Below are 10,225 nucleotides of genomic sequence, written 5' to 3'. Positions count from 1 at the left end.
ATGCTCGTGCAGGGACACCCGCGCCGAACTCAGCAGCCTGGATACCGACCGCGGGTCAACGCCTCGCCTTTGTTTCTTTCCACCCAGGACAATGCGCTGCGGGCGGCGGAAGTAGAGGAGTTCACTGCTGAAGTAAGGGCCGAGAACAAGCAGACAGTCGGCCTGCACCTCTCACTGCTGCTCTGGGACACCAACGACAACAGCCGGCGCGAAAACGTCGAGGGAAGGCCACGGCGGCGTTCCGGTCCATGCGTTCGGCACGGAAAGCGTGGTAGAAAGCTACCTGGCCCTGCCCGTGTTCTTCGGCCTGCCGCCCGGCAACGCCCGGCAGGCCGGACCGCTGGCTGACCTGCTCTTTCCTGACCTCGGCGCGTTTCGCTACACGCACTGGACGGCGACATACAAGACGGACCCGGTCGGGGAGTACTCGACCGATAGGTTCCGGCAACCTGGTGCAGGTGAACCTGTTCAACACCGCGCTGGATAACCAGAACGCCATTGTCATCGGCCCCCTGGGGCTCGGGCAAGAGCTACACCTTCGGCAATTTGATTGTGCAGCGCTTCGAGAAGGGCGCCCGGCAGATTATCATGGACGTGGGCGGCACCTACCGCAACGTGCTGCAGTCGCTCAACGGCGAAGACTTCGACCACACCTACTTCGAGTACGACCCGCAGCGGCCGATTGAATTCAACCCTTTCATCGTGCCGCGCGACGCTTCGGGCAGCGGTTCTACAACGACGAGAAAACCAACTTTCACCTGGCTTTGCTCGCCGCGCTCTGGAAGGGCGGCAAGGATACCGGCCTCGATAAGTCGGAACGGACCATTCTAAGCCGCTTTCTGATTGAGTACTACACCTGCCTGAACGAGAGCGACCGCCTGAATCAGAAGGACGAGGAATTTCCGGGAATGGAAAGCTTTTATAAGTTCGTCGAGCAGTTTGACCACGAAATGCAGAAGCCCGTGGCGCAGCCCGGCGACGGGGTGGAGCCGGACCCGCTGGACGGGGCCCGCCGGCAGTACCAGAAGAATCTGAAGTATATCGACATGCACCAGTTCTTCCTGGTGCTGGGCCAGTACATCACCGGCGGCCGCTACGAGCGGGTGCTCAACGCCCGGCGCGACGTGGACTTGTCCGAGTACCGGCTCATTTGCTTTGACCTGGCCAAGGTGCAGGCCGACCCCGACCTCTACCCCGTGGTGGCCATGCTTATCACCGAACTGAGCCTGGACCTGTTCCGCAAGTTCCCTGACGACATCAAGTACATCGCCCTGGACGAGGCTTGGACCATGCTTTCGGGCGTGCTCGGAATTCATCGAGTCGATGTACCGCACCATCCGCAAAACCAACGGCTCAGTCACCATCATCACCCAGGGCATCACCGAGATTACCAGCAGCAAAATCGGCCCGGCCATCATCAATAACTCGGCCACCAAGATTATCCTGCGCCACGTTAACCCGGACTCTTGGCCCAGCTGCAACCCCCGCTCGGCCTCACGGGGCACGAGATGGATTTGATTAAGTCGGTGCGCTCCACGGACGCGCTGCGCGAAATATTCATCAAGCAGGGCGCCAAGGGCAAGATATTCGGCGCGGAAGCCTCCCCGCAGCTCGATGCCATTCTCACCTCCAAGCCCGTGGAGCGCAACTACCTCAACAAGCTGGTGAAGTTCTACCAGCAAACCAACCGCAAGCCAGTGCTCGACAAAAGCGGCCGGCTGCAGCTGGACGCCGAGGGCAATCCGCAGTACGAGCCCGTCAAGGTGCAGCGCCTGGACTACGCCGTGGACCAGTTTGTGGAAGATAAACAGGCCCGCACGGGCGTACTGGCCAAATGAGCGGCTGCTACCTAATGGTCGCCTACGGGGCCGACCCGACGTTTCTGAGCGCCTGCGACCAGACCCTGCAAATCGTGCTGCGCGCCTGCCGCTTCATCACGCCCACCTTCATGCTCATTGCCCTGCTCTACACCGTCGGGCGGGGCTTCCTCTCGGGCCACGGGCTCTCCATGGACTGGGGTCCCATCCTCAAGGCGGTGTGGATATTCTTCCTGCTCTTTTTCTACCAGGAGCTGATTGACACGCTCAGCTCGGGGTCGCCAATTTCACCCGGCTCTTTGCCACCCCGGACGGTTCGACGGCCGCTTCGGCGCTGGGCGCCACCATCAGCAGCGCTGACACCCTCTCGCAGAAAACGGTGGTCGAGCAAGGAGTGGACGAAATCAGTAACCTGCTGAAAACCATCACCTCATTCAGCTTAACCAACATCCTGCTGCAGCTGGTGACCGGGGGAGCTGGTGCTGCTGATTCGGCAAATCATGCAGTTCATCCAGCAGTTCATTCTCGGGTTTCTGTTTGTCTGCGGCCCCATTTCCATCTGCCTGTCGGTTATTCCTTCCTTCGGCCAACTGGCGATGAGCTGGCTGCAAAACTTCCTGGCCGTGCAGTTCTGGGGGCTGTCGTTTGCCCTGCTGGACCTGCTCTACACCTACTACACGTCCTCCAATACCACGTTCGGCGGGGTGTTCGCGGGGCCGGCCGCCGTCGAGCAAGACACCAAGCAACTGGTGGTGTCGGTCGCCTTCATCATGCTCTACCTCATGGTGCCCTACCTGACCAGCCTCATCATCGGCTCCTCGGCCGCCCAAAGCTTCGTGGGCTCGGTGGTGGGCATGGCCGCATCGGCGGCCGCGGCGGGCGCCGGCGTCTCGGCAGGCATGAATGGCGGCGGGCACGGCGTATCCGGCGCCATCGGCCGCGCCATGGGCGGCGGCAGCAAAGCAGCCGGCGGCAGCGCGGGCGGCGGAGGTGGTGATGGTGGTGGCAGCTCCGGCGGCGGGACGCCCGCGCCAGTGGCGGCAGCTCGGCTTCGGCGGGCCTGCCCACCATCACCATGTCGGACGCGCTGAATCCTTCCTACCGGCAACGCCCTCCGGGCTGTGGACGGTTTAACCAATCCTCTTTTTTCGATGAACCATTCAACCCGTTACCTGTCCCTGTTAGCCCTGGGCCTGGCCAGCGCCTGCCAATCCCAGGAGGAGAAGGCGGCCACGCACCTTGTCGACGCCCTGCAAACCAACGCCAGCAGTCCCGCTGAGCAAGCCAAAGCGAATGCCTGGAAAGCCGCCACTACCCTGCCTCCGGCCCTGCCCGCGTCGGCAGTGAACGTAGCGCCTGGGGTGGCCCAGATGCTGCCCGAAGAAGGCTACCTGGAGCTGATTTCAGTCACCAGCCAGGCCCCGGTCGCGGCCATCCTCGCCCTGCCGGCCGGCTTGCGGAGCGCCCAACGGGGCTACCCCAAAGTAGGGCCGGGCTACCGCATCCCCTTTGCGGCCGTGCTGCGCTGGAAGCCGATGGGCTTTGGCAAGAGCAAGCCTGGCATCGGCAAGCTGCAGCTGCCCTCTGCCCAGGATTCGCTGCGTGGCTTTTTCATCAGCGACATCGACCGGGGCGGCCAGCTGGTGCCGATGCGGCCCGCGCAGCCCGTCACGGTTCAGGGGGTGCTCTACGCCTACGCCAGCCCGGATGGCGGTGAAGACGCCGGCTTGCTAACCTATCCCTACCGGGGCCTGCAAATCTCCCTGCCCCTGGCCAAATAAGGGGCGGTGGGGAAGAAAATCCCGGCCTCCTACATCCCCTCTTGATGACTTAACCCGCATTTGCAATGGATTCTGCCAAAAACCTAAGTACCTCTTTCTCCACCATGCGCAACCTGGCCATGGGGAGCGTGCTGGCCCTGCTGCTCGTGGCCTTAGCCGCCGGCTTTCTGGTGTACCGCGCCTACGAGAACAGCGGCCGCCGCGTGTACGTGGTCGGCCAAACCGGCTCGGTGGCCGCACTCTCGGCGCCCACCACCGAAACGCACACCGCCTACGAAGCCCGCAACCTGGTGCGCAACTTCATGCTGACCATGTTTGGGCACGACCAGTACACCTACAAAACCAACCTGGACGCCGCCCTGCCGCTTATCGAAGGCCGCGGCGGCCGGCGCATCTACGACGGGTTCACCCGCGGGCAGGTGCTGCAGAACTACGAGCGCTACGCCGCCCGCAATGTGGTGACGGTGGACAGCGTAAGCGTGGACATGAACCACCGCCCCTGGTCGGGCCGGGTCTACATCAAGCAGCGCATTTTCATTGGGGGCGAGCAAAAGAGCCCCTGCCGCTGGCTGCTAAGTTCAACCTGGCCGAAACCAACCGCTCGGATGCCAACCCCTACGGCCTGCTGATTACCAACTTCGACTACATCCCCTACAACCCGCAGGTGTCACGCGAGGAGCTGCAAGCCCTGAAAGAGCAGGAAGCCGACCGGCAGCGCGCCCTGCAGGAAGCCCAGCGCAGCGCGGGGGCGGGGCTCCCGGACGCCGGCATCGTTCCGGTCTCCCCAGTGGCCCCTGGTCAGGCCTCCCCGGCATCGCCCGGCAAATAAGTCTCTTCCTTCCTAAAGCGTATTCCCATGTTTTCTAAACTTCTGCTGGCCCTGGGCCTGCCGGTGCTGCTGGCCTCGGCCAGCTCAGCCCAAACCACTTCTGCCCCGTCGGTCATGCTGCGGCCGTCTTCCTCCGCGGTGCACACTGCGCCCACGCTGCTGGACGTGGCCGTGTCGGACAGCTCTACCACCTACCTCGTGTTCAGCGGCCCCGTGTCGCTGGTCGACGTGGGCATGGCCAATAACTACCTGGTAAAGATTGAAGCCAACGCCGTGTTCGTGCGCGCCCGCCGCAAGTCCGCACCGCCGACCCCCATGCTCATCCGCTTCGGCAGCAAATACTGGATGGGGCGGCTGGTGTATGTGAACCGGCCCGTGCTGCAGCTCTACGACTTCCAGAAAGACGGGGCCCTGGGCCTGAGCAATGGTGCTGGCTCCGTAGCGGGCTCGGCGCCGGAGAATGAGCTGGCGCTGGACAAAGAGCGGGAGAAGAAAGCCGCCGTGGAAGGCAAGCCTCCGCGCTGCGCAAGTCCAAGGAGGAGCACCAAGCGGTGGCCGTGGTCGACAACGACCTAGTGCTTTCTCTGGCCAACGTACGCAACGACCGGGACTTCACTTACCTGCGCTTTAAAGTCATCAACCACTCGGCCATCGACTACAACGTCGATTTCACCGACTTCCAGCTGGTGGAAAACGCCCAGAAGAAGTTTCTGGCCAAGAAAAAGAACGAAGCGCGCCGCCCACTGGCCCCTTCCGGCGGCGGGACTAACCAGGTCGTTTCGGGCCGTACCACCGGCTACCTGACCTACGCCATTCCGCTCTACGCGGCGACCGACCGGGGTTACCTGGAAGTGACGCTGCGCGAGCTGAACGGGGCTCGGGTGCTGGTGCTGCCGGTGCCGTCGCGGGTCATCAATCGGGCCTCCACCATCTAACCCTTCCTTCTTATGGAACCTGCAAACCCCCATACTCAATCTCATTCCACGGGCTCAGCCGAGCACGATGACCACGAACGCCTGGGAGCGGACCGGACCGCTGCTGACAAATCAAAAACAACTCCGCTGGAGCTGCTGCGCAACAACTGGATACCCCTGACCGGCCTGCTGGTCTTGCTGGTCGCCGGGGGCTGTTCCTCTGGCTGCGCTCGGCTACGCAGGCCGCCCAGCAACAGAAGGAAGTCGTGGCGGCGGCTTCGGAAAACATCGAGCCCGAAATCAAGGCCGCGCCCACCGAGCCCACCGCCCCTGTTTCGCCCTCGGCGCAAATCGAGCAGCAGCGGCGGCTGGAACAGGAAGCTCAGAGCACGCCGGCTCGCCCTAACACTGACGAACTGGTGGAAGCGTTTGTCGCCGACACCCTGGGCCAGGCCCTGCGCCGGAAGCGGCGGGCCGCGGCGGCTACCCTGGCCGCCCGTCGCCGGCAGGAGGAAGCCCGCTTGGCCGCGGCCGACGTGGACACGATTGAAACGACTCTGCAGGACCCTACCACGGGTTCTTACCACGCGCAAATGCTGGTGGTCCCCCGGCGTCGCCCCGGCCAGGTAGTAGGCGCTTCGGCCCGCCAGGCGAGCTACCGGGCTGGCCGGGGCCTGCGGGCCGGGCTGCTGCCCGCGACCGATACTGACGGCACCCCGTTTGAAACAGACCCGGACGTGCTGGCTATGCTGGGCTCCTCGCCGCCCGAAACCCGCGCCGCCTACGAGCGCATGACGGGCAAGCGCTTCCGTGACCCCAAAGCGGCCGCGCAAACCCTGGCCAATCGTGCTAACGCTGCCGGCAGGGATGGCTTCAACACCGTCAAGGTGGGCAACTCCGCCCGGATGATGGCCCAGGGCAGCCAGGCCGAGCTCACGCCGGACGTGTTTTTCAAGTGCGTCATAAACGGCGAGCAGAAGGTGCGCACGGGCTCGGTGGTCCTGCTGCGCCTGCAGGAAGACGCCGTGGTGTCGGGCGTAACCTTCCCCAAGAACTCGGTCTTCGCCGGCATTGCCAGCGTGGGCACCAACAACGTGATGCTGGAAGTCAACCGCCTCGGGCCCACCCGGGTCGCGGCCAGCATCTACGACTACAACTACCTGCCGGGCATCATGATTGACCCGGTTAAGCGGGTCGCCAAGGATGCCAGCCTCGCCGGCCAGGACCTGCAGCAGCAATCCATGCAGGAAGTGAGCACCGCCATCGACCGCTCGGCCTCGGCCGCTAACTCGGTGGTGGGCGTGGGCGGGCGCGTGGCCATGAACGTGCTCAGCCGCTCCCAAGACCCGCACCAAGCTGCGGGAGGTGTTGCTGCCCGACGGCTACCCCATCCTGATTACTACGGCCGCTGCCGGCCAACTGGGGCCAGCCACGGCGTCAGGCCGCTAACCCTTTCCATTCACTCATTCTACAACCATGAAAAAGACTCTTTTTCCGGCCCTGGTGGCTGTCGCGTTGATACTTGCCCCGGCTGGTCGGGCCCGGGCCCAGATGGTCGTCAATGACCCGGTGCACATGGGCGTGCACATCGGCGACTTCGCCAAGCGCCTCGCGCAGTGGACCGAAACGGTCAAAAACTACCAGGTCGTGAAAGATGCCCGCCAGATTGCCGGCGTCACCAAGGACATCACCAGCGAAGTCCGCAGCCTGACGCAGGAAGCCCTGGACCTACAAAAGCAGGTGCAGGCGGACTTGCGCAAAGTGCAAAGCATTCAGGACTTGCGCCTCTCCAACCCGCAGGAGTTGTTTGCCCGGGCTCTGGCCATGTCCGGCCGGAGCCAGACCAATCAGATGATGCCGGTCTATGCCAAAGCCCAGCGCCTGCGCCAAGCCCTGCAGCTGACCAACCCCGCGCAGGACGTGAACACCATGTACGACGTGTTTTCCCGCTTCGGGGCCAGCTCAACCGACCCCAATGGCAACCTGACTAGCGACCAGTACCAGGCCAAGCGCGAGGAATCGACGGTTTCCTGTTCGCAGCCGAGGAGATGATGGCCAAGCGCAAGCTGGCCATGGCCGTGAATTACTACAAGATTGCCGACGAGATGACCGCGCAAAGCGTGGAAATGCAGGCCACTCTGAAAAACCCGGGCCGCTACGCCATGACGGAAGGGGAGCGGATGGCGGCGCTCAATTCCTCCAACGACAACATGATTAAGGCCATGCAGCTGCGCGAGCAGGGGGACCGCCTGTTCATGGAAGCCTCGCAGGCCGGCCCGGCCCAATGCTGCTGAAGCCGTCTACGCCTCGACCCTAAGCCGGAATGCGCTCATTAAAATGGACCGTAACCGGCCGCGCTAGCACGATGAAAAAGCTTCTTTGATGGTGCTCTTGACCGCCGGGGTCGGCATCTTGCCGGCCTCCGCGCAGCGCCACGTTAAACACCTCGCCTCCTGGGGTGCCCACGTCGGCCGCTCTGAAACGGGCGACTACTACGAGCTGAGCTATACGCCCATGCTCACCAACCGCCTGGCCCTGCGCCTGAGCGGGGCTACGAACACGGCACCCTGCCGGCACGCGGGGAATACTCGGTGTACCAGGGCCGCGTGCTGCTCTCCCCCAACTGTTCCGCCTCGGGGAGGTGGCCTACTTCCATCTGCTGCTGGGCGCGGGCGCCGGCTACGAGTGGACCAACCAAAATGGCAGTGGGGAGCTGATTACCGGCTCGGATGAGCCCCAGCGCTTCACCTATGGCCCGCAGGCCGGCCTCGAAGCCGATGTCTTCCTGGGCAACCGCCTTCCCCCTGGTCGCCACCGGCACCAAAGGCTACCTCTTCAATAACCCGCTCATTGACCGCTGGCCGGGTTTGGCCAGCGCTGGATTGCGCTATCACTTCCGCTAACCCTCCCTTTCTGACCGATGAAACGACTTTCTTACTTGCTGCTGAGCTGCGCGGCCCTCGCCGCCGGCTGCTCAAAGGACGATGCTACGCCTTCTGGCTCGAAAGAATACCAGGTTGAGTATAAGATTACCTCTAATGCTCCGGTATCAGACTACCTGAGCTACACCAACGAAAGCGGCGGCAACACGACGCTCAACAACACGCCCCTCCCAGCCAGCTACCAATTTAAGCGCACCATGAAACGGGGCGACAACCTGACCATCTTGGCCAGCATCGATGGGGGCACGGCGGCCTCTGAAATCACCTGCGCTATCCTGCTGGATGGCAAAGAGGTGAAGAAGGAAACGGGCCGGGGCATCGAAGCTCAGGCGGTTCCGGTTTACGTTATCGGGGAGTAGTGAATAAAACGCCCGGCAGGGATTTCCTGTCGGGCATCTTGTCAACAAAAAAGTCGGGGTATGCCATTGCGTGCCGTTCACCCAACAAATTCCACCCTTAAGCCCGATACCTCGAAGTAGCTTACTTAAGCTCAATCTCGGTGCGCACATAATAAGTACTATGGCCACTGCCGCGGCGCTCAGCAACTTGTGCCTTTATCATCTGCGCAAGGTCCAAACGGGCTTGCCTTTCCGAGACCCCCCGCTGCGGCTTTTTCCTGGTATTCGCGCGCGGTAAATTTCTGTCCTTCAGTTAGCGTGGCGACAAAATCCCACACCCTCGGATTTAATTCTGCGGACGAGCGGGTTGGGGCACCTTTCTGCGGTTGGCTGCCTGCCCCCGGCAAGCGGAAGGTGAGCAGCATGCCGCCTGCCTTCTCCTCCCACTTTGGCGCTGGCAAGCCAGCTTTCTGACACGCCTCAATAATGCGGCGCCCCCAATGCCCATCCGCTCAATCAAGCCTCTTAAGAGCAGCACGTGGGCCAAGTCAGGATTCCGGGGCCTGGAAATCCCCCCTTCTCGCAACGTTTTCAGGGTCACTCCTTCGGGAAGTCCTCCGGCGTTCCATATTTCCAGGTGGCGGGGGAACAAGGATATGCTAATGCTTCCGTCGCTGCGGGAGTAGTCGCGGTGCACGATGGCATTTAATAATGCTTCGCGCAGTGCCTCTGGGGGAAATGTTACGGCTTCTGCCCGCACAAAATCAGTGGTTCCTGGCAGCGATGCCTTTATCGACAGATTTGTCTGCAGAAAGGCATTCATTTGGTCGAGCAGCGAGAAGACGTGGCCCTCAAATGACTTATTGTCCAATATTTCATCTTTGCTCTCGTCCGCAAAGTGCACCGCCCGCACCCGCGTCTGCGGCAGAAACCGGGCGGCTTCTTTGGCATAGAGCGCCACCGCGGCATTCGTTAAAGCGCCCCCGGACTAGATACAGCGCATCCAGCATGCGCTCATGCTCCTGAGGCAAGTTGGCATAGCGGCGGCGATTCGCATCCTCTGCCGTGCGTTCCAATTCTGCTTGGTCTAAATCGGATAGTTCACACCCCAAATAGGGGCGGGCTTCCCAACGAGGCACACTTTCCAGTTGCCCAACCAATTCGATAACGTTTTTGGGCGTGGCTTTCCGCGTGGACTCTCCCTCTCGGACATAAATAGTGTGAGAGTAGGTGTAGGGCCCGTCGGCTCCCGGGGCTATTTCCAGCAGCAGCACTTTTTGGTTTTGGAAGGCTACCAAGCTAACCATGCACGTGGCCGGTGGCTGCACCCGGGAGAAAATCTCCTTTTGCACGCTCTCCACGGCCTCTTCAGCCTGAGGGACCCCCACTACCTGGCCTGTGTCGCTCACACCCACCAGTATGCGCCCTCCTTCTCCATTGAGGAAAGCACAAACCGTTTGGCCAATGGTCTTCAGGTTGTATTTGGTGAGCCGCTCCAGCGTGTTGCTTTCGGGCTGCTTCAACAGCTCCAAGTCACTGGTCAGGGTAGTCAGGGCGGGGCCGGTATCTTTCTGGTTTGTCATCTGCAAGGCTATTTTCAAAAG

Annotated in this window: 18 protein-coding genes; 16 read left to right on the top strand and 2 right to left on the bottom strand. The window is 62.2% G+C overall.

Going from position 1 to position 10,225, the window contains the following annotated elements; all coding sequences use genetic code 11:
- Nucleotides 1–498 precede the first annotated feature (498 nt).
- From LRS06_RS23520 to LRS06_RS23450, 16 genes are all read left to right on the top strand, one after another.
- Entirely contained in the window at nt 499–831 is a 333-nt protein-coding gene (locus LRS06_RS23520; RefSeq protein ID WP_257873728.1) for a hypothetical protein, read from the top strand.
- Nucleotides 765–1,424: a hypothetical protein gene (locus LRS06_RS23515; protein WP_257873727.1), complete on the top strand. Its 660-nt coding sequence runs from the start codon at nt 765–767 to the stop codon at nt 1,422–1,424. Before LRS06_RS23520 ends, LRS06_RS23515 begins: the two co-directional genes overlap by 67 nt.
- Nucleotides 1,336–1,518 (top strand): hypothetical protein, encoded by a 183-nt coding sequence (locus LRS06_RS25680; protein ID WP_374679466.1) that lies wholly within the window; start codon nt 1,336–1,338, stop codon nt 1,516–1,518. The genes LRS06_RS23515 and LRS06_RS25680 overlap by 89 nt, the downstream gene beginning before the upstream one ends.
- Nucleotides 1,467–1,838: a hypothetical protein gene (locus LRS06_RS23510; RefSeq protein ID WP_257873726.1), complete on the top strand. Its 372-nt coding sequence runs from the start codon at nt 1,467–1,469 to the stop codon at nt 1,836–1,838. The genes LRS06_RS25680 and LRS06_RS23510 overlap by 52 nt, the downstream gene beginning before the upstream one ends.
- Nucleotides 1,835–2,236, top strand: a complete 402-nt coding sequence (locus tag LRS06_RS23505) for a hypothetical protein (RefSeq protein ID WP_257873725.1) — start codon at nt 1,835–1,837, stop codon at nt 2,234–2,236. The genes LRS06_RS23510 and LRS06_RS23505 overlap by 4 nt, the downstream gene beginning before the upstream one ends.
- A gap of 81 nt (nt 2,237–2,317) precedes the next feature.
- Nucleotides 2,318–2,908, top strand: coding sequence for a conjugal transfer protein TraG N-terminal domain-containing protein (locus LRS06_RS23500; protein WP_257873724.1), 591 nt, complete (start codon nt 2,318–2,320; stop codon nt 2,906–2,908).
- Between the two features lie 60 nt (nt 2,909–2,968).
- Nucleotides 2,969–3,598 carry a hypothetical protein gene (locus LRS06_RS23495; protein ID WP_257873723.1) on the top strand — a complete coding sequence of 210 codons (630 nt, stop codon included), beginning with the start codon at nt 2,969–2,971 and terminating at the stop codon, nt 3,596–3,598.
- Between the two features lie 65 nt (nt 3,599–3,663).
- On the top strand, nt 3,664–4,227 hold the full coding sequence (locus LRS06_RS23490; RefSeq protein ID WP_257873722.1) for a hypothetical protein: 564 nt from the start codon (nt 3,664–3,666) through the stop codon (nt 4,225–4,227).
- A 35-nt stretch (nt 4,228–4,262) separates the two neighbouring features.
- Nucleotides 4,263–4,427: a hypothetical protein gene (locus LRS06_RS23485; protein ID WP_257873721.1), complete on the top strand. Its 165-nt coding sequence runs from the start codon at nt 4,263–4,265 to the stop codon at nt 4,425–4,427.
- 27 nt (nt 4,428–4,454) lie between these two features.
- Entirely contained in the window at nt 4,455–5,003 is a 549-nt protein-coding gene (locus tag LRS06_RS23480) for a hypothetical protein (protein ID WP_257873720.1), read from the top strand.
- On the top strand, nt 4,985–5,362 hold the full coding sequence (locus LRS06_RS23475) for a DUF4138 domain-containing protein (protein WP_257873719.1): 378 nt from the start codon (nt 4,985–4,987) through the stop codon (nt 5,360–5,362). Before LRS06_RS23480 ends, LRS06_RS23475 begins: the two co-directional genes overlap by 19 nt.
- Nucleotides 5,363–5,607: 245 nt before the next feature.
- Entirely contained in the window at nt 5,608–6,906 is a 1,299-nt protein-coding gene (gene traM, locus LRS06_RS23470; protein ID WP_257873718.1) for a conjugative transposon protein TraM, read from the top strand.
- Nucleotides 6,818–7,393 carry a hypothetical protein gene (locus LRS06_RS23465; RefSeq protein WP_257873717.1) on the top strand — a complete coding sequence of 192 codons (576 nt, stop codon included), beginning with the start codon at nt 6,818–6,820 and terminating at the stop codon, nt 7,391–7,393. Before traM ends, LRS06_RS23465 begins: the two co-directional genes overlap by 89 nt.
- On the top strand, nt 7,390–7,635 hold the full coding sequence (locus LRS06_RS23460; RefSeq protein WP_257873716.1) for a hypothetical protein: 246 nt from the start codon (nt 7,390–7,392) through the stop codon (nt 7,633–7,635). The genes LRS06_RS23465 and LRS06_RS23460 overlap by 4 nt, the downstream gene beginning before the upstream one ends.
- 347 nt (nt 7,636–7,982) lie before the next feature.
- The gene (locus LRS06_RS23455; RefSeq protein WP_257873715.1) at nt 7,983–8,183 is read left to right on the top strand and encodes a hypothetical protein; all 201 of its coding nucleotides are present in this window, start codon (nt 7,983–7,985) and stop codon (nt 8,181–8,183) included.
- A 78-nt stretch (nt 8,184–8,261) separates the two neighbouring features.
- Nucleotides 8,262–8,642 carry a hypothetical protein gene (locus LRS06_RS23450; RefSeq protein ID WP_257873684.1) on the top strand — a complete coding sequence of 127 codons (381 nt, stop codon included), beginning with the start codon at nt 8,262–8,264 and terminating at the stop codon, nt 8,640–8,642.
- Between the two features lie 325 nt (nt 8,643–8,967).
- Here the strand turns inward: LRS06_RS23450 and LRS06_RS25675 are convergent, their stop codons facing one another.
- Both LRS06_RS25675 and LRS06_RS23445 read right to left on the bottom strand, forming a co-directional pair.
- A complete protein-coding gene (locus LRS06_RS25675; protein ID WP_374679465.1) occupies nt 8,968–9,444 on the bottom strand; it encodes an ATP-binding protein in 477 nt (158 codons plus the stop codon).
- A gap of 52 nt (nt 9,445–9,496) precedes the next feature.
- The gene (locus tag LRS06_RS23445; RefSeq protein ID WP_257873714.1) at nt 9,497–10,222 is read right to left on the bottom strand and encodes a helix-turn-helix domain-containing protein; all 726 of its coding nucleotides are present in this window, start codon (nt 10,220–10,222) and stop codon (nt 9,497–9,499) included.
- Nucleotides 10,223–10,225: the final 3 nt, after the last annotated feature.

The organism is Hymenobacter sp. J193, from assembly GCF_024700075.1.
Taxonomy (GTDB): Bacteria; Bacteroidota; Bacteroidia; order Cytophagales; family Hymenobacteraceae; genus Hymenobacter.
The sequence above is the reverse complement of the archived record's forward strand: the minus strand, read 5'-3'. Positions and strand labels throughout refer to the sequence as shown.

Excerpts from the sequence above, each read along its gene's own strand:
- LRS06_RS23505 (WP_257873725.1), top strand. The coding sequence starts at position 1,835 with ATGAGCGGCTGCTACCTAATGGTCGCCTACGGGGCCGACCCGACGTTT.
- LRS06_RS23500 (WP_257873724.1), top strand. The coding sequence starts at position 2,318 with ATGCAGTTCATCCAGCAGTTCATTCTCGGGTTTCTGTTTGTCTGCGGC.
- LRS06_RS23495 (WP_257873723.1), top strand. The coding sequence starts at position 2,969 with ATGAACCATTCAACCCGTTACCTGTCCCTGTTAGCCCTGGGCCTGGCC.
- LRS06_RS23490 (WP_257873722.1), top strand. The coding sequence starts at position 3,664 with ATGGATTCTGCCAAAAACCTAAGTACCTCTTTCTCCACCATGCGCAAC.
- LRS06_RS23480 (WP_257873720.1), top strand. The coding sequence starts at position 4,455 with ATGTTTTCTAAACTTCTGCTGGCCCTGGGCCTGCCGGTGCTGCTGGCC.
- LRS06_RS23465 (WP_257873717.1), top strand. The coding sequence starts at position 6,818 with ATGAAAAAGACTCTTTTTCCGGCCCTGGTGGCTGTCGCGTTGATACTT.
- LRS06_RS23460 (WP_257873716.1), top strand. The coding sequence starts at position 7,390 with ATGATGGCCAAGCGCAAGCTGGCCATGGCCGTGAATTACTACAAGATT.
- LRS06_RS23450 (WP_257873684.1), top strand. The coding sequence starts at position 8,262 with ATGAAACGACTTTCTTACTTGCTGCTGAGCTGCGCGGCCCTCGCCGCC.
- LRS06_RS25675 (WP_374679465.1), bottom strand. The coding sequence starts at position 9,444 with ATGAATGCCTTTCTGCAGACAAATCTGTCGATAAAGGCATCGCTGCCA.